Here is a 24,134-nt window from a genome sequence, read left to right as displayed (position 1 = left end):
GATTCCATGCCCCGCGTTCTGCTGATGCTGCTCGCCCTCCTGGCCCTGCCGGTGCAGGCCGCCCTGGAGCTCAAGCCCTTCTCCGCCAGCTATACCGCCGACTGGAAGCAGGTGCCGATCAGCGGTACCGCCAGCCGCAGCCTGGAGGCCCTGGACAACGGCCGCTGGGAGCTGAACTTCGAAGCCTCCATGCTGGTGGCCAGCCTCAACGAGACCAGCACCTTCCGCATGGAGAGCGACGCCTTCCTGCCGCTGACCTATCGTTTCGTGCGTAGCGGCCTGGGCAAGGCCAAACAGATCGAGTTGGACTTCGACTGGACCGAGAAACAAGTATTGGGCAATGACCGGGGCGACCAAGTGCGCTTCCCGCTCAACCGCGGAATCCAGGACAAGTCGACCTACCAGTTGGTGCTGCAGCACGACGTAGCCGCCGGCAAGAAAAGCATGAGCTACCAAGTGATCGACGGCGACGAGATCGAGACCTACGACTTTCGCGTGCTGGGCAGCGAGCGTGTACGCACCAAGGCAGGCCTGATCGAGGCGATCAAGGTCGAGCGCGTGCGCGACCCTACCCAGAGCAGCCGCAAGACCGTGCTGTGGTTCGCCAAGGACTGGAACTACCTGCTGGTACGCCTGCATCAGGTAGAGAAGGACGGCAAGGAATACCAGATCATGCTCAAGGACGGCACCGTCAACGGTCGTACCGTCGAAGGCATCACTGAATAAGCGCAATGAATCGAACGAGCCGGGCAATGCCCGGCTTTTTCATGCCGGCGAGAAAACGCTAGGCTCCGGCCTTCTACCTCCTCTGGGTATCATCATGAACGACACCTACCGACCGCTGGCCTGCGCCCTCTACGATTACCTGGAAGTCGCCTGCCTGCACCGATACCGGTTGCGCATCGAGCTGGTCGACGGCAGTGAACTGCTGGCCCAGGCCCTGGGCACCAGCACCTCAGCCAGCAAGGAGGAGTTTCTCGTGGTCGGCACCGAAGATGGTGAGCAGCAGCTGCGCATGGACCGACTGCTGGCCATTACGCCGCTAGACACTGGCGCCAGTTACGGTCGAGTGCTACTCGGCGGCAATGCAACCTGCTGAGCCATGCGACAGAAAAAAGCCGGGCATTTACCCGGCTCCTTCGTTACCACATCAGATCGTCTGGCACCTGGTAAGCCGCATACGGATCATCGGCATCCGGCGCCTCGACCTGGGTATTGAGCAACAGAATGCGGCCTGGATCGCGCTCCTGAATCTTCAGCGCTGCTTCACGCGGAATGATCTCGTAGCCGCCACTATGACGAACGATGGCCAGCGAGCCTCGACTGAGCTTGTCGCGCATCAGGTTGTTCACCGCAATGCGCTTGACCTTCTTGTCGTCGACGAAGTTGTAGTAATCCTCGCTATTCAGCTTCGGCAAGCGACTGGTCTCGATCAACTGCTTGATCTGTGCAGCAATTGCCTTTTGCTGGGCCTTCTCCTGTTGCTGGCGGTTCAGCTCCTGGTCCTTGGCGGCCTTCTCGGCCTTGGCTTGCAGGGCGGCCTGCTTCTGCGAGTCATCCACCTCGACCTGGTTCTTCTTCTCCAGACGCTGCTGCTTCTGCTTCTGCTTGCCGGCCTGCTTGGCCTGCTTTTCATTGACCAGGCCGGCTTTCAGCAACTGGTCACGGAGGGAAAGGCTCATGGGTACTCGCTCTTGATCATCAGCAGCCGGGCGGCTGCTTTTCTAGCTTCTTGGCTTCGCCCCACAGGGCGTCCAGCTCTTCCAGGCTGCAATTCTCGATGGGGCGGCCGGTATCGCGCAACGTCTGCTCGATGTAGTGGAAACGCCGCTCGAACTTGTTGTTGGCTGCCCGCAGGGCAACTTCCGGATCGACCTTGAGGTGCCGCGCCAGATTGACCGCAACGAATAGCAGATCGCCAACCTCCTCGGTGATGGCCTCAGCGTCGTTCTCGCTCATGGCCTCCAGCACCTCGTCCAACTCCTCGCGCAGCTTGTCCACCACCGGCAGTGCCTCGGGCCAGTCGAAACCAACCTGAGCCGCACGCTTCTGCAGCTTGGCCGCACGACTCAAGGCTGGCAGTGCCTGCGGAACGTCATCCAACAGAGACAACTGCTCAGGCACGGCAGCCTTCTCGGCGCGCTCCTCGGCCTTGATCTCTTCCCAGCGCTGCTTGATCGCCGCTTCTTCCAGGCGGGCCATGTCTGGCGCACCGTAGAGGTCGCCATCGGGAAACACATGGGGATGACGACGCACCAGCTTACGGGTGATGGCATCGACCACACCGGCAAACTCGAAACGCCCCTCCTCCTTCGCCAGCTGGCTGTAGTAGACGACCTGGAAGAGCAGGTCGCCCAATTCTCCAGGCAGATGATCGAAGTCGCCGCGCTCGATGGCATCGGCCACTTCGTAGGCTTCCTCGAGGGTGTGCGGGACGATGGTCGCGTAGCTCTGCTTGAGGTCCCATGGACAGCCATGCTGCGGATCACGCAGGCGGGCCATCAGATGCAACAGGTCGTCGATTGTGTACATGCTTGATCCTGCGCCGGTCAGCTGCCCGAGCGGCTGCGGCGAACCTCGATGATGTTCGGCAACTGGCTGATCCGCGCCAACAGCCGGGCCAGCGAATCCAAGCCAGGAATCTCGATGGTCAGCAACATGGAGGCGATGTTGTCCTCCTTGTTCGAGCGGGTGTTCACAGCCAGCACGTTGATACGGTCGTTGAGCAACACCTGGGATACGTCGCGCAACAGACCGGAACGGTCGTAGGCGCGAATGACCACGTCCACCGGATAGGTCTGCACCGGCACCGGCCCCCAGCTGACCTGAATGATCCGCTCCGGCTCGCGGCCGGCCAGTTGCAGCACCGAGGCACAATCCTGGCGATGGATGCTGACGCCCCGCCCGACCGTGATGTAACCGACGATGGGGTCACCCGGCAGAGGCTGGCAACAACCGGCCATTTGCGTGAGCAGGTTGCCGACACCCTCGATCTGGATATCCCCACGACGACCCGGTCGTGGCGTAGAAGAACGCCGCGGAATCAGCTCCAACTGTTCGCTGGCACGCTCCGGCTCTACCTGCTGCTGGGCCAGGTTGACCGCATGTGCCAGGCGCAAGTCGCCGGCGCCAAGCGCCGCGTACATATCCTCGGCGGTCTTCAGGTTGCACTTCTCAGCCAACTTGGCGAAGTCCACGGCCTGCAGTGCCAGGCGCGACAGATCACGCTCCAGCATGGCCTTGCCGGCGGCGACGTTCTGCTCACGGTCCTGCAACTTGAACCAGTGGACGATCTTGGCCCGCGCCCGCGACGTAGTGATATAGCCCAGGTTGGGGTTGAGCCAGTCTCGGCTTGGCGCACCTTGCTTGGAGGTGATGATCTCCACCTGCTCGCCGGTCTGCAAGCTGTAGGTCAGCGGTACGATGCGGCCATTGACCTTGGCACCCCGGCAGTTGTGGCCGATCTGGGTGTGCACGCGGTAAGCGAAGTCCAGCGGTGTGGCGCCTTTGGGCAGGTCGATGGCGTGGCCGTCTGGAGTAAAGACGTAGACGCGGTCCGGTTCGATATCGACGCGCAACTGCTCGGCCAGGCCGCCGATGTCGCCCAGCTCCTCATGCCACTCGAGCACCTGACGCAACCAGGCCATCTTCTCTTCGTAGTGATCGGAGCCACCGCGCACGTCGGTGCCTTTGTACTTCCAGTGGGCGCAGACGCCGAGCTCGGCCTCTTCATGCATGGTCTGGGTGCGGATCTGCACCTCCAGCACCTTACCGTCCGGGCCGATCACTGCCGTGTGCAGAGAGCGGTAGCCGTTCTCCTTGGGGTTGGCGATGTAGTCGTCGAATTCCTTGGGGATGTGCCGCCACAGGCTGTGCACGATGCCCAGCGCGGTGTAGCAGTCGCGAACCTCCGGCACCAGCACGCGCACCGCACGCACGTCGTAGATCTGACTGAACTGCAAGCCCTTGCGCTGCATCTTCCGCCAGATGGAGTAGATGTGTTTGGCCCGACCACTGATGTCGGCCTTGATGCCCGTGGCGGTCAGCTCGTCACGCAGTTGATTCATCACATCGGCGATGTACTGCTCGCGATCGAGACGACGCTCGTGCAGCAACTTGGCGATCTGCTTGTACTGCTCGGGTTCCAGGTAGCGGAAGGAAATGTCCTCCAGCTCCCACTTGATATGGCCGATGCCCAGGCGGTGAGCCAGCGGTGCGTAGATGTCAAACACCTCGCGGGCAACGCGATGGCGTTTCTCATCGTCGGCATGTTTAACCGCGCGGATCGCACAGGTGCGCTCGGCCAGCTTGATCAGGGCGACGCGTACATCGTCGACCATCGCCACCAGCATCTTGCGCAGGTTCTCCACCTGGGCCTGGGAACCGAGCACCAGGGAGTCGCGCGGGTTGAGCGAGGCGCTGATGGCAGCCATGCGCAGCACGCCTTCGATCAGCTTGGCCACCACTGGGCCGAACTTCTCACCCACCACTTTCAGCGTGGTCTTGCCCTCGCGCACGGCGCGGTAGATCACCGCCGCCACCAGGCTGTCCTGGTCCAGCTTGAGGTCAGCCAGGATCTCGGCGATCTCCAGGCCAGTCTGGAAGCTGGAGGTGCCCTCCGCCCAGAGATTCTGGGCAGCGTTGGCCTGCTGCTCGACCTCGCGGGCGAACTCGCAGGCCGCCTTCAGGGCTTCACGATCCAGCGCCGGGTCGACGCTCAGCGTGTGATCCAGCCAGGCCTCGAGGTTAATGCTGCCGTCGAGGTTGATCGGCTGGTGTGCTCTCACCTGTACCATCTTCTGCCTTCCCTACGGCGGGCCGCAGCGCGCCGGATTATCGCCAGCCTTCTCTGAGCCGGTCGGATTGCATGGGCATCCTAGCCCATCTCGAATAACGCCATCGCCTCCACATGCGCCGTCTGCGGGAACATGTCGAGAATCCCGGCCCGTTTCAGCCGGTAGCCCTGCCGGACCAGTTCGGCGGTGTCACGCGCCAGGGTCGCAGGGTTGCACGAAACATATACCAGGCGCCGTGCGCCCAGCTCGCCAATCTGCTTGACCACCTCGAATGCACCGTCGCGCGGGGGGTCCAGCAGTATCGCTGCGAAGCCCTCGACAGCCCAGGGGGCTCCGGCCAGCGGGTTCGACAGGTCGGCCTGGAAAAAGTGCAGATTGCCCAGGCCGTTGGCTTCGGCGTTCGCGCGAGCCCGATCGACCATGGTCTGCACACCTTCCACCGCCACCACTTCTCGCGCCTTCTGCGCCAGCGGCAGGGCGAAGTTGCCCAGGCCGCAGAACAGGTCCAGCACACGCTCACCAGTCTGCGGCGCCAACCAGTCTAGCGCCTGTTCGACCATCGCCTGATTGACCGCTCCGTTGACTTGAACGAAATCGCCAGGCCGATACTGCAGCTCCAGGCTCCAGGGCTCCAGGCGGTAGCCCAATGCTTTTTCTGGGCTACCCGGCCCTGGATGGTCCGCCTCGGGCTCGCCAATGCCATGCAGCCACAGTTGCGCCTCATGGCCTGCGCAAAACTCGCGCAGGCGCTGCATATCCGCCTCACCCAGCGGGGCCGTGTGACGCAACAGCAGGGCCGATTGAGTGCCATGAAACAACTCGATATGACCGAGGGCCTGGGGCTTCTCCAAACGCCTCAGCAGTAGCGGAAGTTCGCGCAGGATCGGCTGCAAGGGCTGTACCAGCACGGGACAGTCATCGATGGCGACGATGTCTTGACTGGAGGCAGCGCGGAAGCCGACGTCCAGGCGCTTGGCCTTGACATCCCAGCGCACCGCGATGCGCGCGCGACGGCGATAGGCCAACTCGGGGCCAATCAATGGCACCACCCATTCATCCGGCTGCACGTCGGCAACGCGCTGCAACTGCTCGGCCAGCGTGCGCTGTTTCAGGGCGAGCTGCTCGTCATGGGGCAGGTGCTGCAGGTTACAACCACCGCAGGTACCCGCATGGGCACAGGGTGCTTCGCGGCGCAGCTCCACCGCACGCAACACGCGCTCGGTGCGCGCCTCCACCACCTGGCTGCGGGCATTGAGCACGCGGGCCTCTACCTCCTCGCCAGGCAGGCTGCCGGCGACGAACCAGCTGCGCCCCTCGATGAAAGCGATGCCGCGTCCATCGTTGGACAGGCGCTCGACCACCAGCTTCTGCTTCTTGCCGACCGGCACCTGCGCCTTACGCTCACCGCCGGCAGGCTGAAAACGCAACGATTTATGCTTGGCCATAATTACTGGTTGAACAGTCCGGAAGACAGATAGCGGTCACCGCGGTCGCAGATGATCGCCACCATCACGGCGCTCTCCACTTCCTGGGCCAGCCGGAGCATGGCTGCCACTGCACCACCGGAGGAGACGCCACAGAAGATGCCTTCCTCGCGCGCCATACGGCGCATCATCTCCTCGGCCTCGGCCTGAGTGATGTCCAGCACGCGATCCACCCGACTGGAGTCGTAGATGCTCGGCAGGTACTCCTGCGGCCAGCGGCGGATGCCGGGGATGGCCGAGCCATCCTGCGGCTGCAGACCGATGATCTCGATGGCCGGGTTCTGCTCTTTGAGGTAGCGAGAGGTGCCCATGATGGTACCGGTGGTACCCATGGAGCTGATGAAGTGGGTGATGCCACCGTCCGTCTGCTGCCAGATTTCAGGTCCGGTGCCGCGATAGTGGGCTTCAGGATTGTCGCCATTGGCGAACTGATCGAGCACCTTGCCCTTGCCTTCGGCCTGCATGGCCAGGGCCAGGTCACGGGCCACTTCCATGTTGTCCACCAGGATCAGCTCGGCGCCATAGGCAGTCATGGCTGCCTTGCGTTCGTCGGTGGAGTTGTCCGGCATGATCAGGATCATCTGGTAACCCTTGATCGCCGCCGCCATCGCCAGAGCGATGCCGGTATTGCCACTGGTGGCCTCGATCAGGATGTCGCCGGGCTGGATGTCGCCGCGCAGCTCGGCGCGAGTGATCATCGACAGCGCCGGGCGATCCTTCACCGAACCGGCCGGATTGTTGCCCTCCAGTTTCACCAGCAGAGTGTTCGAGGTGTTGCCGGGCAAGCGCTGCAGGCGAACCAGCGGGGTATTGCCGATGCAGTCGGCGATAGTAGGGTACTGCACGGTCATGGCGATGTTCGCAATCCAGACTCGGAAGGGGCGCCTATGATACCGGCAAACCCGTCGCGGCCATATTGCGGAACGCTAGGCTTCTAGAGCCGAAGGCTATAACGAGGAACTCGCTTCGCCACCATCCCCGAATATCCACTACAGCACCAGGCCGCACAGGGCCCAGCCGAGCAGACCAGCCGGCGCCAGCCAGATGCTCAGGCGCGGCGCATAAGGCAGCAGCATGACCAAGGCGAAACCTGCCAGAGATATCTGGCCGAACCAGCCCACCGGCCCCATGGCCCAGCCCCAACCCAGCACACAAGTAGCGAAGCTCAGCCCTAGCGCCAGCCAGCCGAGGCCGCGCAGCGATCTGCGTCGCGCAACGCTCGGTACAGAGCCCCAGACCTGCTTGTAGTGACGCTCCAATCCCTGATACAGCGCAACCATGCCACCGTATGCCAGTAGCGTGCCGCCGAAGAAAGCACTGAGCATCAGGCTACCTCCACGGTCGCACGAGCGGGTCTGCGGGGCGCCTTGACCTCCGCCGGGCGACCGACATGCCAGCAGGTCCAGGCCAGTGCAGTGCCTATTGCCAGAGTTGTCAGTTCCAGCAAAAGGCGTGTGCTCCCATCACCACCGCTCACCATGCCCAGCAGTGGCAGGCCGATGCACAGCCCTGCCGCCAGGCCCAGTTGCTCACGCCAGGCAGCCAGGCAGGGACGCAGCCAGGCATGCACCAGCGTCAGCGACCACAGACCGAAGAACACCCGTACCTCCCAGCCGCCGCGTTCAGCCAGGTCCACCGGCAACAGGCGATTGGCCCAGAGCATGCCGACACAAGCCACGGCCAGGCCCGCCACCACGGCGACATTGACACGCTCGGCGACAGCATACATCCGTGCCGCCAGCACACCCTCGGCGTCCGGGCGGCGGCGGCGCTTGACGGTGAACAGCACCAGCCCGGTGGCGATCATCCCGCTGCTGACCAGGCCACAGACGAAATACAGCCAGCGCATCGGGTAGCCACCGAACTGGGCGAAGTGCAGCCCGGCCATCACCCGCTGGGTGAGCTGCACAGGGCGACTGACATTGGGCGCGCGCAGCACCTGACCGGTGACGCCGTCGAACTGCATGCTCTGGCCCTTGGTCAGCTCGATGCGATTACCCAGTACCGGGCGCACCTCGATACGAGCATCGGTGCGTCCCGGGTTGCGTATCGACAGCCCGGACAACGGCCCCATCGCTCGTTCGGCCTCCGCCAGCAGCGGCGCCAGATCGGTCAATACGACAGAGGACGCCACTCGCTCGCCACGCCCCTCGCCGATCCCCCGCCCCTGGCGCTGACCACCATCGGCACGCGCTTGAACCTCACGAGACTCGCCACCCTGCGGGCCACGACCGAAGGCCGCTTCGCGATTGCCGTCGAACAGGGCATCCACCGCTGCGGGCATATAGATGAGGTAGAAGATCACCAGTCCGGTATAGGTGATCATCAGGTGGAACGGCAGCAGCAGCACGCCGCTGGCGTTGTGCGCATCCAGCCAGGAACGCTGGCCCTTGGCCGGTCGGAAAGTGAAGAACTCCTTGAAGAACTTCTTGTGGATGACGATACCGCTGACCAACGCCACCAGCATCGCCACCGCGGCCAGCCCTACCAACCAGATGCCCAGGGTGCGCGGCAGGTTGAGGGTGAAATGGAAGCGGAAGAAGAAGCCTCCACCAGCCGTTTCACGACTGTCGAGCCGTTCGCCAGTGCGCGGGTCCAGCTGTTCACCGCCGCCGCGACGCTGCTCGCCAGCAGATACGGTGAGGCCCGGCGAACGCTCGCTGGGCAGGCCGATGTTCCAGGCGCTGGCACCCGCGTGATTGGCCTGCAGATAGGCCAGTGCACGCTGGGCCGCGTCCAGTTGGCTGACCTCGTGAGCGGGCACCTCCGGCTTCATCCAATGGTCGATCTCCTTGTCGAACACCGCCAGGGTCCCGGTTAGGAAGATAGCGAACAGCAGCCAGCCGAAGATCAGCCCGCCCCAGGTGTGCAGCCAGGACAGCTTCTGCGTGATGGTCTGCGGCTTGCTCATGTCAGCGCCCTCGACAGCTGCGGCCAGAAACCGACCAGCGCCAGCGGTACGGCCAAAGCGACGCCATACCAGGCGCGCGCGGCGCTGTCACAGGCGAAGGCCCAGAGAATGGCCAACGGATAGATGACGAAGGCAGGCAGCGTGGCCACCACCAGCGCATCGCTCGGAGTCAGCGGCAGCAATCGGGCCAATGCCGCGGTGAAGGCGTAGGTAAAGGCGTAGCCACCGAGAATGGCGGCCAGGGTCCGTGACAGGACGGGCCAGGCGAAATGCGAGGATTTCATAGCGTTTTCCCAAGGGTGTCGCGCCCGCCGCACAGTGCACAGCACGGCGGCAGAGTGCCGAACATAGGCAGGATCGGAGTCTGGTTACGCAGGCCCATTTCTACAGTGGGTTCGTATGGGCAGCCGTGCCGCACTCGGCCATGACCGCGAGCCGTATCCCGTGCTGCTCCAACCACTCCCGCAGGCGGCCGGCCGACTCGTCGCAGCCCCGGCCGTCGTCACGCAGCGGATGAACGGAACCCTGCCACATGAGCATCTGCAGTGACTGCGAGAGCAAGCCGGGGTTGTCGAAAAACGCAGGCAACGTGCTCAGCTCGTCGAACGAGGCAGGGGCCTGTGCCAGGCGATCCAGCAGGGGCGAGAATATCGCCGCCGGCCCTTGGATCTCCCCGATCGGCGTTGCGAAGCTCAGGCCGCCAGTACCGGGCGCCTGTGGACCGAGACAGAAGCGCATCGCGCCCACGCGCCGCCGGTGCTCCGGCACCGCTAGCGCCTCGGGGGAGTGCTGGAACAGGTCCTGCCGTTGGTGCTGGTTGCGTGCCAGGTCTTTCACCGCCTCCCGTAGCGCCGGGGATGGCAGCCCTGCCAGCAGAGGCTGGGCGGCGCCGGGGATGGAGAGACTGTCCAGGTTCTCGAAGACATTGGCGCTGCCCAGGTAGGCAACCCCGCCGCGTGCCACCGCACGATGCAGGTCAACCGAATGCTGAGGCGCCCAGTGATCCGAGAGGAAGTGATGAGCCAGATAGGCGGGGTTGGCCTGTCTCAAGGTTCGCAGGCTGGCGCTCAGGCGTGGCTGATCAACGAATACGCCGGCCGCATCCAGGCGACAAAGTAGCTCGATGCCGGCTTGAACCTGCCCCTCCGAATCACCAGCCACATGCGGCGCCAGCTCGTTCAGCAGCTTCTGGACCGGAATCATCTGGGTCGCACCGGGATGACACATGTAGTGCAGGTAGAACAACCCACCGGGTTTCAGCGAGCGCTCAACCAGTCGCAGAACATGTTGCTGTTGCGCGGGCGCTATCCACGACCACGCACCATGGCTCGCGATGAAGTCGAAAGGCTGCTCGTTGTCCCGCTCGAACCGGGCGAAGTCGGCATGGACGAAACGCAGATTGCCCAGGCCCAACGCGCCGGCAGCCTCCTCGGCAACAGCGAGGTGCCGCGCGTTGAAATCGACACCGACGAATTGCCCGAGTGGATTGGTGGCCGCCGCCACCAGCAGATTGATACCCAGGCCGCAACCCAGCTCGCAGTAGGTATATGGTCTTGTGATATCGGGTGCAGCGGTACCCAGCAGGTGCGCCACACTGGCCAGCCACACGGGCTGCATCTCTTTATGAAAATGCGGCGGATAGGACACGTCCGCCACATAACCATCCTGCCTCTTCATTCGCGGGGAGCCGAATTCGTTAGACATGCCCACACCTCCTGGAAACGCAAACGAAGAGCTGCCAGGCGGGTTTCCGCGGGCAGCTCCTCAGGATTCTCCAGCGATCTCGCCCTGGGCTCGTGGCACACGGAGAGATCGCCGATCTGCACTCAGAAGTTCTGGGTCAGACCGAAGATGTAGCGCCGTCCATCGAGGTTGTAGGCGTAGTCATCGTCGGTGGTGACTTCCTTGTTGGTGACGTTGTAGATGCCGAACTTGAGATTCAGATCTTTGGTGGCGGCATACACCACGCCAACATCGGCGAAGGTGTAGGACGGGTAGGTCACGCCGTTGGTGCTGGAACCACTGGTACCCGTCTGCCATCGACCGGAGGTTTCTCCGCGATAGTTGACCTGGGTCCACAGGTTCATCTTCTCGGTCGCCTGCCAGTCCAGAGAGAAGTTGAACATGTGCTTGGCCACATCGTTGAGCGGCTCGCCCTTGTACTGGCCCGACTCCTGCTCAGTGCTGGTATAGGTGTAGCTGTGGCGGTACATCAGGTTGTCGAGGATCTGGTAGTCCAGCGTGAACTCGACGCCTTCGAGCTTCGCCTCGTCCACGTTCTCGTAGGCGGTGTAACCGTACTGGTGGGCGGGGTAGTTGGTGCCGTTGTAGGTGCAGGGAACGTTCTGCGCACACACGCGGCCGGTGCGGTTGATCTTGTCCTGGTAGTCGGTCTGGTAGACCGTCAGGGTGCTGCTCAGGCCCAGATCGAAGTTCTCGTAACCGATACCGATCTCGCGGTTTAGGCTGGTTTCCGGAATCAGATCCGGGTTACCGATGATCACCCCGCCCATGGACGAGGAGCCAAAATCGGTAGCGCTCTGGCGCAGGCTGGGAGCCTTGTAGCCCGAGGTGACGCCGCCTTTGAGGGTGAAGTTGTCGGTCAGGTGGTAGACCGCGTAGACCTTGGGACTGAACTCGCTGCCGAAGGCCTCGTTGTCGTCGTAGCGGCCGCTCAGAGTCAGGGTCAGATCGTCGGTCAGGCTCCAGTTGTCCTCCAGGAAGGCGGAGTTCTGGTAGCGCTCCATCTCGACGACTGCATCCGCCACAGGAACCACTGGCGGGCGCAGGCCACTGGTCGCGCCATCCTCCAGCTTCTCGTTCTTGTGCGTCAGGCCACCGGTCAGGGTGTGCGAATCGAAGAAGTAGGTAGCCTGGGTGTTGGCGGTCAGCACACCATATTCGATGCCGTTGCCGGTGTTTTCATTGACCCGGGTTGGGTTTTCCGAGGTGTCGTAGTTAAGGTAGGTATCCAGCAACAAGTCGCCATAACGCCCCTCGTGGGTGATGGCGTAGGTCTTCTGGATGGACTTGTTGTAGCTGGCCTCGTCGGCCTCGTCGAGGCTCTTGCCCGGGTTGTGCCAGCGGCGCTGCAGAGCCTCGTTGTAGCTCAGGGTAACCAGGTTTTCCTCGTTGATGTTCCAGCCCAGCTTGCCGCCGGCATTCGACCGCCGGAACTTTGGATCGGCCGCAGCACTGTCGCTGCCGCCGACGAAGTGGGCCTCGTCCTGATGCAGGAACGAGCCATTCAGCTGCAGCGCCAGCACGTCATCAATCAATGGCGCGTTCAGATAGGCGCTGGTCTGGTAGCCATCCTCGTTCACCTTGTTGGCGCTGTCGGCCATGGTGTACTCGGTGGTGATGCTGCCAGCCCATTCGTTCCGGATCTTCTTGGTGATGATATTGATCACCCCGCCCATGGCATCGGAGCCGTAGAGCGAGGAGGCCGGGCCGCGAATCACTTCGATGCGGTCGATGGCCTCGATCGGCGGTAGGAAATTGATCGGTGTGCCAGCTTGGGAACCATTCAAGCCGAAGGACTCGTTGCCCTGCACTGGTCGATCATCGATCAGGAAAAGCGTATAGCCGGCAGTCATGCCGCGAATCATGATGGAGCGCTCGACACCGCCACCGGATATCTGCACACCGGCAACGTTCTTCAGTGCATCGGTGACATCGGTGTAGGACTTCTTCTTCAGCTCTTCCGCACTGATGACGGTGATGGCCGCCGGGGCATCCTTGATGCTCTGCTCGAAGCCCGAGGCAGTGACTACGACCTCTTTCAGCTCCAGCTGCTCGCTTGCATGCGCCGGAAACGCCAGAGAGGCCATTGCAGCTGCCAGCAGGCTCTTCTTGAACTGAGGTTTCTTCCCTGCGGCGGGCTGATGCGTGATTCGTGACATGCGGATAGCTCCTAGAAAAACAGGATGACTCAAGTGTCGGCAGTGGTTTCTTTATTCCGGCCCATCAAGAAAAACCGCGCAGCCCTCGCTCAATCCTCAGCCAGATCGATCGCCATCGGGTCATGACCACGAACAGGTAGATCGAGGCACTCGGTACCCGTCGGACGGCACTCGATTGAAAGATGGGCAGTGCGGTGAAGTTCCTGTGCAATGGGGGGACGCACACAGGCGGGCGAGCGGAGGAAAGAAACGCTGCGACTCGTCACGCACTGAGCGGATCGGTCAAGAATGATATGAATTCACATTTGAGAGTAAATTCAATTTACAAACTATACACTATGCAGCCGCATATTCAGGCGCAAGCCACTTCCGCCATTCTCCGCCCATAGTGACCCGCCCTGCATGCGCACGGCTCCCCGCGCGATGGCCAGGCCAAGACCGAAGCCGTCGCCCCCTGGGCGGGAAGCGTTGAGGCGAGTGAAGGGACGGAAAATGGCTTTCAGTTGTGCTGTCGGAACACCGCCACCCTGATCCTCGATATGCAGCTGCCAGAAGGCACCGTCCCGGGCTCCGCTCAGCCGGATCACACCGTCCGGAGGTGAGTGGCGGATGGCGTTGCGCACGATGTTCTCCAGGGCCTGCGCCAGCCCATTGAGGTGGCCATTCACCCTGCAGTCGACAGGCAACTCGCAACGCAGCCGTTCGACAGCCCATCCACTTTCAAAACAGGCGTTCTCGCTGATGACTCCCCACAGGGCCGGCACATCGATTTCCTCGAGCGCAGGCTGAGGACGCTCGGTGTCCAGCCAGACCAGCTCCAGCGTGTCGTCCACCAGGCGCTGCATGCACTGAACTTCACGCTCCAGGCGCTCGCGCAGAAGCTCCAAGTCCCCCGCGCATTCGCCTGCCACCCGCAGACGCGACAACGGCGTGCGTAGCTCATGGGAGAGGTCGCGTAGCAGCTGACGTTGGTAGGCCACCGTGTGTTCGAGCCGCCCAGCCATGTGGTCGAAGGCCCGGCCCAGCTCACCCAGCTCATCACGCCTGCGGGTCACGCTATCGCCGACCCTGGCGGCAAGATTACCGGTGCTGAGCGCCAGGGCCTGGCGATGAAGAGCCCCCAGCGGCGCGATAAGCGCTCGGTACAGCAACACGCCGAGCAATACCGCGAGCGCACCCGGCAGCACCCGTTGCAGCAGGACCTCCCACACCTCGCGATATTTCCTCGGACTCAGCTCACGCGGCAACTCCATCACCAGACGATGCTCACCATCCGCGAACGGGATATAGAACGTCGGCCATCCCGTGGGCCTGCCCATCAGGCCATCCAATGGGCGGATGAAGTCCAGGCGCCTGCGCTCCTCCTCGCTCATCGGCTGAGACGACAGCGACCGGTCATGCTCATCCACCATCACGGCCCATACCTGCTCGCGTTCACGCAACGCCTGCAGGTACGCATCGGCGCCCTCTGCGCCACGCATCCGCCAGGCAAGCTCGGCGTCGCGGGCATAACCGACCAGCGTCTGCTTGGACGATTCGGGCAGGCGCGAGGTTGCCTCATTGACCCATCTGCCAAGATCGAGGTGCAGGCTGACCATCAGCAGGCAGAAAAGCGCCAACGCGCCTGTCAGCTTCCAGAACAGCGAATGGCGAGAGAGCATCTCAGTCCTCGTCGACCTGGAACAGGTAGCCTTTACCCCACGCCGTCTCCAGTCGCCCGGCCTGATAGCCGATAGCCTGCAATTTGCGGCGAATGTGGCTCACGTGCATGTCCAGGGCCCGGTCATGAGCGGAGAACGGGCGATGCAGCACCTGCTGATAGAGAAATGCCTTGCTCAATACCTCTCCCGCATGGCCGGCAAAGGTCTCCAGCAACCGGTACTCGGTGCTGGTCAGCTGCGCCCAACGGTCCTCGTGGCAGACATCGCACCGGCGCTCGTCGAACCTCAGAGCCTGGGCGGATGCTGGCTCCTGCTGGCGACGCTCGTAAGCCACCCGGCGCAGGATGGCGGCGATGCGGACCTCCAGCTCAGCCATGGCGAACGGCTTGGGCAGATAGTCGTCAGCCCCCTGGCTGAACCCGGCAATACGATCCTGCTCGGCACCGAGCGCCGACATCAGGATCACGGGCACCCCTCGCTTGCGGCGGAGCTCGGCCAGGGCATCCAGTCCGTTGCGCCCAGGCAACAGGATATCCAGCAACACCAGATCGAAGGATTCGGCGCAGGCCAGTGCGAGGCCTTCCTCGCCATCGTGCTGCAACGTCACGTCGAACCCACGCCGCCCCAGATGCTCGTGCAGATGCGAAGCCAGAACGGGATCGTCCTCGATGGCAAGAATGCGAGCGGCAGTAGCGGACATGCGGAAATATCTCAAATGAGAATAAATATCGAATATTCTGCCAAAAACGCATGCAGATTCCCACTCGCCGAATGGCTAAACTGCCCTCTGAACTTCAGTGGAGAACGTCGTGCTCAAGGATCTCGGCATCAAGGGGCGAGTGCTGCTGCTCACCCTGCTGCCTACCAGCCTGCTGGCGCTGGTGTTGGGCGGCTACTTCACCTGGATGCAACTGGCCGACCTGCGCAACCAGCTGCTGCAGCGAGGAGAGCTGGTCGTTCAGCATCTGGCCCCCCTGGCAGCCCCCGCACTTGCTACCAGCGACAGCGATCAGCTCCGTCGGCTAGCCGAGGACGCCCTGAACCAGCAGGACGTGCGTGCCGTGGGCTTCCTCTCGGCCAAACGCCACAAACTCGCCCACGCCGGCCCGACGATGCTCAACCCCGCTCCGCAGACCACGGTGGAGCCCATGGCCACCAGCAGTGGCGATGACGCAACCCGCTTCCTGATGCCGGTGTTCGGCCGTCATCAACGTAGCGCGCCGCCCTCCGACGAGAGCACCGACCGGCTACTGGGCTGGGTGGAGCTGGAGCTGTCCCACCACCGAACTCTGGTGCAGGGCTATCGCAGCCTGTTCGCTAGCCTGCTCCTGATTGCCGCGGGCCTGACTGTCACCGCATTGCTCGCCCTGCGCATGAGTCGGACGATCAACGATCCTCTGCGCATCATCAAGCTTGGCGTGGAGATGCTCAGGAAAGGGCAGCTGGAAACCCGCCTGCCGCCGCTGGGCAATCATGAGATGGACGACCTGGCCGATGGCATCAACGCCATGGCCGCTTCGCTGCAGAGTGCGCAGGAGGAGCTGCAGCACAGCATCGACCAGGCCACCGAGGACGTGCGGCAAAACCTGGAAACCATCGAGATCCAGAACATCGAACTGGATCTGGCACGCAAGGAGGCGCTGGAGGCGAGCCGCATCAAGTCCGAGTTCCTGGCCAACATGAGCCACGAGATCCGCACCCCGCTCAACGGTATCCTCGGCTTCACCGGCCTGCTGCAGAAGAGCGACCTGACCCCGCGTCAGCAGGACTACCTGGGCACCATCGAGAAGTCCGCCGAGAGCCTGCTGGGGATCATCAACGAAGTGCTCGACTTCTCCAAGATCGAGGCTGGCAAGCTGGTACTGGAGAACATTCCGTTCAACCTGCGCGACCTGATCCAGGACTGCCTGACCATCCTCGCCCCCTCGGCCCACGAGAAGCAACTGGAGCTCGTCAGCCTGATCTACCGCGACACCCCACTGGCTCTGCAGGGCGACCCGTTGCGCCTGAAGCAGGTGCTGACCAATCTGGTGAGCAATGCCATCAAGTTCACCCGCGAAGGCACTATCGCCGTGCGTGCCATGGTCGAGGACGAGAGCGACGACCGAGCCCAGCTGCGCATCAGCGTGCAGGACACGGGCATCGGGCTGTCCGACGACGACCTGCGCGCACTGTTTCAGGCCTTCAGTCAGGCCGATAACTCACTGAGCCGCCAGGCCGGCGGTACTGGCCTGGGGCTGGTCATCTCCAAACGCCTGATCGAACAGATGGGTGGCGAGATCGGCGTGGACAGCAACCCGGGAACCGGCTCGGAGTTCTGGATCAGCCTGACCCTACCGAAGGCACGCGACGACGCCGACGATCTTCCCCGCGCCCCGTTGCAGGGCCGCCGAGTGGCCATGCTGGAAAGCCACGAACTGACCCGCCAGGCCCTGCACCATCAACTGGCGGATTGTGGCCTCCAGGTTCTGGAGTTCGACAGCTTCGATCAGTTGCTGGGGCAGGTAGCCCTGCAACGCGAGGCCGGCCACCCCATCGACCTGGCCGTGCTCGGCATCAACGCCCAGGAATTCCCCGTGCGGGCGCTGGACAAGCAGCTGTGGGAACTCAACCGCCTGGGCTGCAAGCCGCTCGTCCTCTGCCCCACCACGGAACAGGCGCTGTACCACGAAGCCCTGCCGGGCGCCCATCTGCAACTGCAGTCCAAGCCCGCCTGCACACGCAAGCTATTGCGCGTGCTGAGCGAACTGGTCAGCCCGCGCCCGCTCAAGGTCGAGCCGACACCTCTGCTCACCAGCCGCCCTCCTCGTCTGCTCTGCGTGGATGACAATCCCGCCAACCTGATGCTGGTGCAGACGCTGCTCGGAGACATGGGAGCCGACGTCATGGCGGTGGACAGCGGCCAGGCCGCCGTCGCGGCCGTTCGCGACCATGCCTTCGACCTGGTCTTCATGGACGTGCAGATGCCCGGCATGGACGGCCGCCAGGCTACCGAGGCCATCCGTCAATGGGAGCAGGAGCATGAACGCACCGCGCTGCCGATCGTGGCGCTCACCGCCCATGCCCTGGCCAATGAGAAGCGTGCCCTGCTCCAGGGCGGCATGGATGACTACCTGACCAAGCCCATCAACGAGAAACAGCTCGCCCAGGTCATTCTCAAGTGGACCGGGTTGGCCCTGCGCAATCAGCCGCCACCCACGACACCACCCATCACCATTCATGAGGAGGGGCTGCGCATACTCGACCCTACCGAAGGGCTACGCCTGGCGGCAGGCAAGGCGGACCTGGCGCGCGACATGCTGAACATGCTGCTCACCGGCCTGCCGGGGGACCGCCAGGCCATTCGTCAGGCCCGGGACGCAGCAGACCACAGGACACTGATCGAACGGGTCCATCGCCTGCACGGGGCCACTCGCTATTGTGGCGTACCCCAACTGCGGGCCGCCTGCCAGCGCGCCGAGACCCTGCTCAAGCAGGATGACCCGGCCGCCGGGGAGGCGCTCGACGAGTTGGATATCGCCATCGGCCGACTGGCCGATGAAACCATTGCCCACGCCTGAACGGTTGAGCCTGCACCGAAGCGAGCTCGGCGTCATGAGACCCTCGCTCGTGCGCCCTGTTGATCGACGCGGGAGTCAAGGCTCTGGAGAGACCGATGCGCATCATCATGTACAGCAGCAAGCCCTATGACCGCGCGAGCTTCATCGCCCGCGGCCTGCCTGACGGCTGGCAGATCCATTTCCAGGACAGCCTGCTCAACATTGACACCGCGACGCTGGCCGAAGGCTGCGAGGTGGCCTGTGCCTTCATCAATGACGACCTCTCCGCGCCCGTCTTGAAACGCCTGGCAGACGCCGGGGTACGCCTGATAGCCCTGCGCTCGGCAGGCTACAACCATGTCGACCTGCATGCTGCCAGGGAGCTCGGCCTCACGGTTGCCAGGGTGCCTGCCTACTCGCCGCAGGCTATCGCCGAACATGCAGTAGCGCTGATCCTGGCGCTGAACAGGCGCATCCATCGGGCATTCAATCGCACTCGCGAGGGGGACTTCTCGCTACATGGGCTGACCGGCTTCGACCTTCACGGCAAGACGGTAGGTGTGATCGGCGGAGGGCAGATCGGTCTGGCGTTCGCCCGTATCATGGTGGGCTTCGGATGCCATGTGCTGATCAGCGACCCAGCTCCCATCAGAGGGCTGGATCAGCTTCAGGCCAACCAGGTCCCGCTCGATGAGCTGATCGCTCGCAGCGATGTGATCAGTCTGCACTGCCCGCTGACTGAGACCAGCTATCACCTGATAGACGCCGATACGCTCGCGCGAATGAAGCGTGGCGCCATGCTGATCAACACCGGGCGTGGTGCGCTGGTGGATGCACCCGCATTGATCGATGCCTTGAAGAGCGGTCAGCTCGGCTATCTGGGCTTAGATGTTTACGAGGAGGAAGCCGACCTGTTCTTCGAGGACCGCTCCGACCAGCCGCTGCAGGACGACGTCCTGGCGCGCCTGCTGACCTTCCCCAACGTGATCGTCACCGCTCACCAGGCGTTCCTCACCCACGAGGCGCTGGCCGCGATCGCGGGGGTCACCCTGAAGAACATCGCCGCCTGGTCCGCCGGCAGCCCAGCCAATCAGGTCACGTGAACGTCGTCAGGGCTGACACCTAAGCCTGATGGGCGACCGGAAAAGCTCCAATGCCGGCCCCCTCCTCGCTCCGGAGTGCCGGCGGAATCACGTCGGTGGCACGCGCAGGTCTGGAGTGAAGATGCCAGCCGCACGACGACGGAACGACCATGTAAGCGATGCGATTTGCGAACGAAACGGAACAGCCCCAGTATGACGGGGTTTCTGGAGGCCCCATGACCACCCACGATTTCCGCTACACCCTGCTCAGTCCCCAACACACGCTGACCGAATGCCGCGCTCTGGCACCGGGCCGCTATCAGGTCACCGGCAACGGTGGTGCCATTCAGGCTGGCGATACGTTGCTCGTCACCCTCAAAGGCAGCCGAGATCTGTCCATGAGCCTGGTCGTGGAAAAGGTTCGTCATCTGATCAATCCCCCTGGCCAGTGGCTGGCCGTCGCCAGCGGACCGGTCTTCCGCGAACTGGCCATCCATAACTGGCAGGTAGATTGCGATGGCTGCGGCAAGCGTATCGACCTCGAGTTCGCGGTCGACGCCTCGCTCGGCAAGCAGGCTCAGCCTGTCGCAGCCGAGCTGCGCCTGGCCGAGCTAGGCTGGTCGAGCCACGAGGGTAAGCACTGGTGCCCGAACTGTCAGGAGCGAAGCGCATGAGGCAGATGCTGGCTACAGGTTTTCTAGTGGTCCTGGCGGGTTGCTCCGGCAATCCACCGCAACTGGAGAACGAAAAGGCGTACAGCGTGGAATGGATCGGTGAGCGCCCGCTTGTCGACCGAAGCCACCTCACCATCACCTTGGGCGAGGATGGTCGTGCCTATGGCAATGCCGGCTGCAACCACTGGTTTGCCAGCTATACGCGACAGGGCGATACGCTGCATTTCGAGCAGGCGGGCACCACCCGCAAACTATGCGCCCCTGCTCTGATGGAGCAGGAGCAGCGATTTCTCGACTTGCTGAGCAAGATCAGCCGCTGGGACGTATCCGCTACCGGTCAGCTGCGTCTATGGCCCGTGGAAGGTCTACCGATCCGCCTGTGGCCGGAAGAAGGCTGATCATCGATCAATGTGCCCGAGATTCCGCTCTGGATCGATCAGGTCACGCAGACGCTGTTTGAGCACCTTGGCCTCGGGAAAACCACCATCGGACTTGCGCTCCCACAGCTGAACACCGTCACAGCTGATGATGAAGATCCCGCCAGTCCCCGGCTTGAGGGCTACCCACTCAAGCTCATCGGCGAAGGAAGAGAGCAGCTCCTGTGCCAACCACGCCGCCCGCAGCATCCACTGGCATTGAGTGCAGTAGGTGATGGTCACGCCAGGTTTGCCGGACATAGCAGTACTCTCATTGCATTTGGAGCGGCCATTAACAGGACCGCTCAGAAGACCCAGTCCTCACTGCGCATCAGCAACCCCCGGCCACAAAGGAACGAGCGGAGGCCATTCAGCGCAGCAGCTTGGTTTCCAGCACCTGCGAACCACGCCCCATGACATTTTCGCTGATCTCGATGAAGTCCTTGGTGCTGACCTTGTCCAGGCGCATCAGGCCACGCGTGACATCATCCAGCGAGCGTTGATTGTCGGTGCTCTTGCGGATCTCGCGATCCAGCTCCTGCAGCAGAAGAACCGCTCGAGCAGTGACAGGTCCGGTGGACGTTTCGGTGCGCAGGCTATCGACTTTCTTGCTCCAGTTCACCAGCTTCTTGCGGACAGCCTGATAGCGATCCTCGCTCATTCCACCCGCACGACGCATGAGTTCGATCGCGTAGTACTCGGCCAATCCCTCACTGATCCAGTCGCTCTTGTCAGTGTCGCGGATGCGGCTGAATACATGGACCAGCTCGTGCACCAGCGAACTGGTGCCGTTCTCACTGACCAGCGGGCGATCGGAATGGAAGAAGACAGAGTTGGGCGCCGACAGGCCTCCGCGCCACATGGGATCGCCAGCCCCGACGACGAGCAGCTTGGCGGGGTCTCTGGGAAACACCGCCTGTGCCTCGGGCCAGATGAAGGTCAACAGCGTGATGATGTCCATGCGCCGCATGCCCTCGCCAACCGGCGCGGCCACCGTGACATCGGTATCGCCCAGCTGGGCACGACGACTGCCCAGCTTGCCTGCCAGAATCCAGCCCGTGGGCCGATCGAACTGACGCGAGGGATTGTCGATACGGAACTTGTTCTTGCCCACCCGCGGCCAACCTGTCTCCACGCTCGTCCAGCCCTGCGGAAGCTCGAACTGCAGTCGTGCAACCAGTTCGACCTTGTCCTCCTTGTCCAGATGCGCACTGGGGACGAGGTCATCGCCACGCAACAGCGCCCAGCCCGCGGTCATCCGCGCATCGAATTTACCGTTGTCACGCGGATGATCTATCCGCACGCGATAACTCAGGCTGCTCTTTCCTTTGGACGGTTTCCAGATACCTCGCTTGGCATCGCTCTGCTGCCAACCGTCCCCCTTGAAATCGCTGTAGTAGCCCTTGTCACCCAGATTGAAGTCGAGGCTCCGGACGACCTCACCCTTCTCCAGTGTCAGGGTGACCTCGGCTTGATCGCTATCCGGGAGGAAGCGCACGAGGTAATCGAGATCGACTCGCTTGGCAGCCCACAATGGGGAACTCAGGCTGCTAAGCAGGATGGCAACCAGCAACTGGCGGGCAGGCATCGGTGAAGACTCCCTAGAAGATGACAATGAACCGGGTTTGACCCATTCGGGGCTGGAAACGCTCAACCGGCACGGAAGATCAGATGATCTTCCCAGTCCTCTTCCGCCACGCTGCCTTCTGCAAGCATACGGCCGGACTGGGATATGCGCTCATGATGTACTGCATCTGGATCACCACAGACCAGATGGTGCCATAGCGGCAGATCCTTGCCCTCGCCGACCAGGCGGTAGGCACAGGTAGGAGGCAACCACTGGAACTGGTCGGCCTGGGCAGGCGTCAGCTGGATGCAGTCGGGTACATACTGCTGTCGATTAGGGTAGTCGCTGCAGCGACAGGTCTTCAGGTCTAGCAGCTTGCAGGCGATACGCGTGTAGTAAACGCTGCCGTCGTCCTCGTCCTCCAGCTTCTGGAGACAGCAAAGGCCACAGCCGTCGCACAGCGACTCCCACTCCTCTCGGTCGAGTTGGTCGAGTGTCTTGCGCATCCAGAAGGGTTGAACTTTGGCAGCCATGGCTGAAGGACGTGACGAAAAAGGAGCGGAAGTCTAGCCCCTGGCGCCACACCCGCCAAGCGCAGATGACTGGCGGGCGAGTACCCCGGGCAGCGCGTGCAGAACTGGCTGCCTGGGTAATCGAGGACTCAGCCGCGACCAGCAGCTGCGACAATCAACTGCTTCATCTCCGCCACTGCGCCCTTGAAGCCGACGAACAGTGCCTGAGCCACGATCGCATGGCCGATGTTCAGCTCATGAATGCCGGCGATCGCCGCAACCGGCTCGACATTGTGGTAATGCAGCCCATGACCAGCGTTGACGATCAGCCCATGGGCAAGGCCGCACGCCACCCCATCACGGATACGAGCCAGCTCGCGAGCACTCTCCGCCGGTGTGAGGGCGTCGGCATAGCGGCCGGTGTGCAATTCGATGGCTGGCGCACCTATACGTCGGGAAGCCTCGATCTGCCGTTCTTCGGCATCGATGAACAACGACACCTCGCACCCCAGTCTGGCCAGGCGCTGCACCGCCGCCTTGATCCGCTCCTCCTGGCCAGCCACATCCAGGCCACCTTCGGTGGTCAGCTCCTGGCGGGTTTCCGGCACCAGACACACATGCTCGGGCCGAATCTGTTCGGCGAAATCAAGCATGAAGTCGGTGACGCCCATCTCGAAGTTCATGCGCGTCTGCAGTACCTCCTTGAGTATGCGAACGTCACGCTCCTGGATATGCCGGCGATCCTCGCGCAGATGCACGGTAATGCCATCGGCGCCTGCCTCCTCGGCATCCAGCGCGGCCTTGACCGGGTCCGGATAGCGGGTACCACGGGCCTGGCGGAGTGTGGCCACGTGGTCGATGTTGACGCCGAGGAGGATGCGGTTGGCTTCAGTCACGGACAGGTTCCTTGAGAGTCATGAAGAGTTCGCGGCTGACCAGAGGTCGACCGCCCAGATGAGGAGCCAGAGCCTGGCGCATCAGGCGCTTGGCGGCAGCCAGGGCGCCAGGAGACGACCAGTCCGCCTCGGCCATGGCTAGCAGATCGATGCCTTGGAACAGGCCGGGCTGCAGTTGGCCCACTGGTTCCATGCCGGCGTCCGGGTGCAGGCGATAGAGGCTGTCGGCAACAACCGGGTGACCCGAAATATCGATATCCAAGGCGAAACCATAGCCCAGGTCGTCCAGCAGGCGCCATTCGAAGGCGCGCAACAGCGGCTCCAGCGGCGGATTGGCGGACAGCGCCCGGAGCGTCAGGGCGTAATGATCGAACAGCGCGGGGTGAGGGTCTTCGGAGGGCAGCAGGCGCAAAAGAAGCTCATTGAGGTACATGCCGCTGTAGAGCGTCTGACCTTGCAGCCAGTGAGCGATACCGGTGGCCTCGAGACGGCCGACACTCTTCAGCTCCCCCCTCCCCCGCAACTCCAACTCTAGCGGTGCGAATGGCCTGGCGAGACCGCCGGCCTTGCCGCGGGCGCCCCGCAGCACTGCACGCAGCCGCCCTTCGGGAGTGAGGAAGTCGACCAGTGCGCTGGTTTCCTTGTACGGCCGGCTGTGGAGGACGAAAGCCGGTAGCGCACCGTTAGGCATGGG

The 24,134-nt window shown here is 63.0% G+C and carries 23 protein-coding genes; 6 read left to right on the top strand and 17 right to left on the bottom strand.

Annotated elements, in window-relative coordinates; translation table 11 throughout:
• Positions 1-6 precede the first annotated feature (6 nt).
• The gene (locus IB234_RS06895) at positions 7-726 is read left to right on the top strand and encodes a DUF3108 domain-containing protein (protein ID WP_192315839.1); all 720 of its coding nucleotides are present in this window, start codon (positions 7-9) and stop codon (positions 724-726) included.
• Positions 727-820: 94 nt separating this feature from the next.
• The gene (locus tag IB234_RS06890; RefSeq protein ID WP_192315836.1) at positions 821-1,099 is read left to right on the top strand and encodes a Rho-binding antiterminator; all 279 of its coding nucleotides are present in this window, start codon (positions 821-823) and stop codon (positions 1,097-1,099) included.
• Positions 1,100-1,142: 43 nt separating this feature from the next.
• On the opposite strand, the gene IB234_RS06885 is transcribed toward IB234_RS06890, so the two are convergent.
• The 12 genes from IB234_RS06885 to IB234_RS06830 all read right to left on the bottom strand — a co-directional run bounded on the left by IB234_RS06885 (position 1,143) and on the right by IB234_RS06830 (position 15,454).
• Positions 1,143-1,682 (bottom strand): DUF2058 domain-containing protein, encoded by a 540-nt coding sequence (locus IB234_RS06885; protein WP_192315834.1) that lies wholly within the window; start codon positions 1,680-1,682, stop codon positions 1,143-1,145.
• 19 nt (positions 1,683-1,701) lie between these two features.
• On the bottom strand, positions 1,702-2,532 hold the full coding sequence (mazG, locus tag IB234_RS06880; RefSeq protein ID WP_192315832.1) for a nucleoside triphosphate pyrophosphohydrolase: 831 nt from the start codon (positions 2,530-2,532) through the stop codon (positions 1,702-1,704).
• A gap of 17 nt (positions 2,533-2,549) precedes the next feature.
• Entirely contained in the window at positions 2,550-4,796 is a 2,247-nt protein-coding gene (gene relA / locus IB234_RS06875; RefSeq protein ID WP_192315830.1) for a GTP diphosphokinase, read from the bottom strand.
• Positions 4,797-4,876: 80 nt separating this feature from the next.
• Positions 4,877-6,241: a 23S rRNA (uracil(1939)-C(5))-methyltransferase RlmD gene (gene rlmD / locus IB234_RS06870; RefSeq protein WP_192315827.1), complete on the bottom strand. Its 1,365-nt coding sequence runs from the start codon at positions 6,239-6,241 to the stop codon at positions 4,877-4,879.
• A gap of 2 nt (positions 6,242-6,243) precedes the next feature.
• A complete protein-coding gene (cysM, locus tag IB234_RS06865) occupies positions 6,244-7,131 on the bottom strand; it encodes a cysteine synthase CysM (protein WP_192315816.1) in 888 nt (295 codons plus the stop codon).
• A gap of 138 nt (positions 7,132-7,269) precedes the next feature.
• Positions 7,270-7,605: a DUF3325 domain-containing protein gene (locus IB234_RS06860; protein ID WP_192315813.1), complete on the bottom strand. Its 336-nt coding sequence runs from the start codon at positions 7,603-7,605 to the stop codon at positions 7,270-7,272.
• Complete coding sequence (locus tag IB234_RS06855) at positions 7,605-9,191, bottom strand: PepSY-associated TM helix domain-containing protein (RefSeq protein WP_192315811.1); 1,587 nt, start codon at positions 9,189-9,191, stop codon at positions 7,605-7,607. Before IB234_RS06855 ends, IB234_RS06860 begins: the two co-directional genes overlap by 1 nt.
• Positions 9,188-9,475, bottom strand: coding sequence for an iron transporter (locus tag IB234_RS06850; RefSeq protein WP_192315809.1), 288 nt, complete (start codon positions 9,473-9,475; stop codon positions 9,188-9,190). The genes IB234_RS06855 and IB234_RS06850 overlap by 4 nt, the downstream gene beginning before the upstream one ends.
• A 100-nt stretch (positions 9,476-9,575) precedes the next feature.
• Complete coding sequence (locus IB234_RS06845; RefSeq protein WP_318651987.1) at positions 9,576-10,847, bottom strand: class I SAM-dependent methyltransferase; 1,272 nt, start codon at positions 10,845-10,847, stop codon at positions 9,576-9,578.
• A 170-nt stretch (positions 10,848-11,017) separates the two neighbouring features.
• Complete coding sequence (locus IB234_RS06840; RefSeq protein ID WP_192315806.1) at positions 11,018-13,093, bottom strand: TonB-dependent receptor domain-containing protein; 2,076 nt, start codon at positions 13,091-13,093, stop codon at positions 11,018-11,020.
• A 329-nt stretch (positions 13,094-13,422) separates the two neighbouring features.
• A complete protein-coding gene (locus IB234_RS06835; RefSeq protein ID WP_192315804.1) occupies positions 13,423-14,754 on the bottom strand; it encodes a sensor histidine kinase in 1,332 nt (443 codons plus the stop codon).
• 1 nt (position 14,755) lies between these two features.
• Positions 14,756-15,454 (bottom strand): response regulator transcription factor, encoded by a 699-nt coding sequence (locus tag IB234_RS06830; RefSeq protein WP_192315802.1) that lies wholly within the window; start codon positions 15,452-15,454, stop codon positions 14,756-14,758.
• 109 nt (positions 15,455-15,563) lie between these two features.
• On the opposite strand from IB234_RS06830, the gene IB234_RS06825 reads away from it, so the two are divergent.
• From IB234_RS06825 to IB234_RS06810, 4 genes are all read left to right on the top strand, one after another.
• Complete coding sequence (locus IB234_RS06825; protein ID WP_192315799.1) at positions 15,564-18,314, top strand: ATP-binding protein; 2,751 nt, start codon at positions 15,564-15,566, stop codon at positions 18,312-18,314.
• A gap of 95 nt (positions 18,315-18,409) precedes the next feature.
• Positions 18,410-19,396: a 2-hydroxyacid dehydrogenase gene (locus IB234_RS06820; RefSeq protein ID WP_192315797.1), complete on the top strand. Its 987-nt coding sequence runs from the start codon at positions 18,410-18,412 to the stop codon at positions 19,394-19,396.
• 215 nt (positions 19,397-19,611) lie between these two features.
• Complete coding sequence (locus IB234_RS06815) at positions 19,612-20,049, top strand: hypothetical protein (protein ID WP_192315795.1); 438 nt, start codon at positions 19,612-19,614, stop codon at positions 20,047-20,049.
• Positions 20,046-20,447, top strand: coding sequence for an META domain-containing protein (locus tag IB234_RS06810; protein ID WP_192315792.1), 402 nt, complete (start codon positions 20,046-20,048; stop codon positions 20,445-20,447). The genes IB234_RS06815 and IB234_RS06810 overlap by 4 nt, the downstream gene beginning before the upstream one ends.
• On the opposite strand, the gene IB234_RS06805 is transcribed toward IB234_RS06810, so the two are convergent.
• The 5 genes from IB234_RS06805 to recO form a co-directional block, all read right to left on the bottom strand.
• Positions 20,448-20,726, bottom strand: a complete 279-nt coding sequence (locus tag IB234_RS06805) for a SelT/SelW/SelH family protein (protein WP_192315790.1) — start codon at positions 20,724-20,726, stop codon at positions 20,448-20,450.
• Between the two features lie 109 nt (positions 20,727-20,835).
• Complete coding sequence (locus tag IB234_RS06800; RefSeq protein WP_192315788.1) at positions 20,836-22,053, bottom strand: hypothetical protein; 1,218 nt, start codon at positions 22,051-22,053, stop codon at positions 20,836-20,838.
• A gap of 62 nt (positions 22,054-22,115) precedes the next feature.
• Positions 22,116-22,565, bottom strand: a complete 450-nt coding sequence (locus IB234_RS06795; protein WP_192315785.1) for a YcgN family cysteine cluster protein — start codon at positions 22,563-22,565, stop codon at positions 22,116-22,118.
• A 128-nt stretch (positions 22,566-22,693) separates the two neighbouring features.
• Complete coding sequence (gene pdxJ / locus IB234_RS06790; protein WP_192315783.1) at positions 22,694-23,440, bottom strand: pyridoxine 5'-phosphate synthase; 747 nt, start codon at positions 23,438-23,440, stop codon at positions 22,694-22,696.
• Complete coding sequence (recO, locus tag IB234_RS06785; protein ID WP_192315781.1) at positions 23,433-24,131, bottom strand: DNA repair protein RecO; 699 nt, start codon at positions 24,129-24,131, stop codon at positions 23,433-23,435. The genes pdxJ and recO overlap by 8 nt, the downstream gene beginning before the upstream one ends.
• Between the last annotated feature and the right edge of the window lie 3 nt (positions 24,132-24,134).

It is taken from the genome of Pseudomonas sp. PDM16 (assembly GCF_014851865.1).
Lineage (GTDB): Bacteria > Pseudomonadota > Gammaproteobacteria > Pseudomonadales > Pseudomonadaceae > Aquipseudomonas.
Note: the sequence above shows the minus strand (reverse complement) of the source record. Positions and strands in the feature narration are given on the sequence as shown.

Coding starts and splice junctions, on each gene's coding strand:
- IB234_RS06895 (WP_192315839.1), top strand. CDS start 7: ATGCCCCGCGTTCTGCTGATGCTGCTCGCCCTCCTGGCCCTGCCGGTG.
- IB234_RS06890 (WP_192315836.1), top strand. CDS start 821: ATGAACGACACCTACCGACCGCTGGCCTGCGCCCTCTACGATTACCTG.
- IB234_RS06885 (WP_192315834.1), bottom strand. CDS start 1,682: ATGAGCCTTTCCCTCCGTGACCAGTTGCTGAAAGCCGGCCTGGTCAAT.
- mazG (WP_192315832.1), bottom strand. CDS start 2,532: ATGTACACAATCGACGACCTGTTGCATCTGATGGCCCGCCTGCGTGAT.
- relA (WP_192315830.1), bottom strand. CDS start 4,796: ATGGTACAGGTGAGAGCACACCAGCCGATCAACCTCGACGGCAGCATT.
- rlmD (WP_192315827.1), bottom strand. CDS start 6,241: ATGGCCAAGCATAAATCGTTGCGTTTTCAGCCTGCCGGCGGTGAGCGT.
- cysM (WP_192315816.1), bottom strand. CDS start 7,131: ATGACCGTGCAGTACCCTACTATCGCCGACTGCATCGGCAATACCCCG.
- IB234_RS06860 (WP_192315813.1), bottom strand. CDS start 7,605: ATGCTCAGTGCTTTCTTCGGCGGCACGCTACTGGCATACGGTGGCATG.
- IB234_RS06855 (WP_192315811.1), bottom strand. CDS start 9,191: ATGAGCAAGCCGCAGACCATCACGCAGAAGCTGTCCTGGCTGCACACC.
- IB234_RS06850 (WP_192315809.1), bottom strand. CDS start 9,475: ATGAAATCCTCGCATTTCGCCTGGCCCGTCCTGTCACGGACCCTGGCC.
- IB234_RS06840 (WP_192315806.1), bottom strand. CDS start 13,093: ATGTCACGAATCACGCATCAGCCCGCCGCAGGGAAGAAACCTCAGTTC.
- IB234_RS06835 (WP_192315804.1), bottom strand. CDS start 14,754: ATGCTCTCTCGCCATTCGCTGTTCTGGAAGCTGACAGGCGCGTTGGCG.
- IB234_RS06830 (WP_192315802.1), bottom strand. CDS start 15,454: ATGTCCGCTACTGCCGCTCGCATTCTTGCCATCGAGGACGATCCCGTT.
- IB234_RS06820 (WP_192315797.1), top strand. CDS start 18,410: ATGCGCATCATCATGTACAGCAGCAAGCCCTATGACCGCGCGAGCTTC.
- IB234_RS06815 (WP_192315795.1), top strand. CDS start 19,612: ATGACCACCCACGATTTCCGCTACACCCTGCTCAGTCCCCAACACACG.
- IB234_RS06810 (WP_192315792.1), top strand. CDS start 20,046: ATGAGGCAGATGCTGGCTACAGGTTTTCTAGTGGTCCTGGCGGGTTGC.
- IB234_RS06805 (WP_192315790.1), bottom strand. CDS start 20,726: ATGTCCGGCAAACCTGGCGTGACCATCACCTACTGCACTCAATGCCAG.
- IB234_RS06800 (WP_192315788.1), bottom strand. CDS start 22,053: ATGCCTGCCCGCCAGTTGCTGGTTGCCATCCTGCTTAGCAGCCTGAGT.
- IB234_RS06795 (WP_192315785.1), bottom strand. CDS start 22,565: ATGGCTGCCAAAGTTCAACCCTTCTGGATGCGCAAGACACTCGACCAA.
- recO (WP_192315781.1), bottom strand. CDS start 24,131: ATGCCTAACGGTGCGCTACCGGCTTTCGTCCTCCACAGCCGGCCGTAC.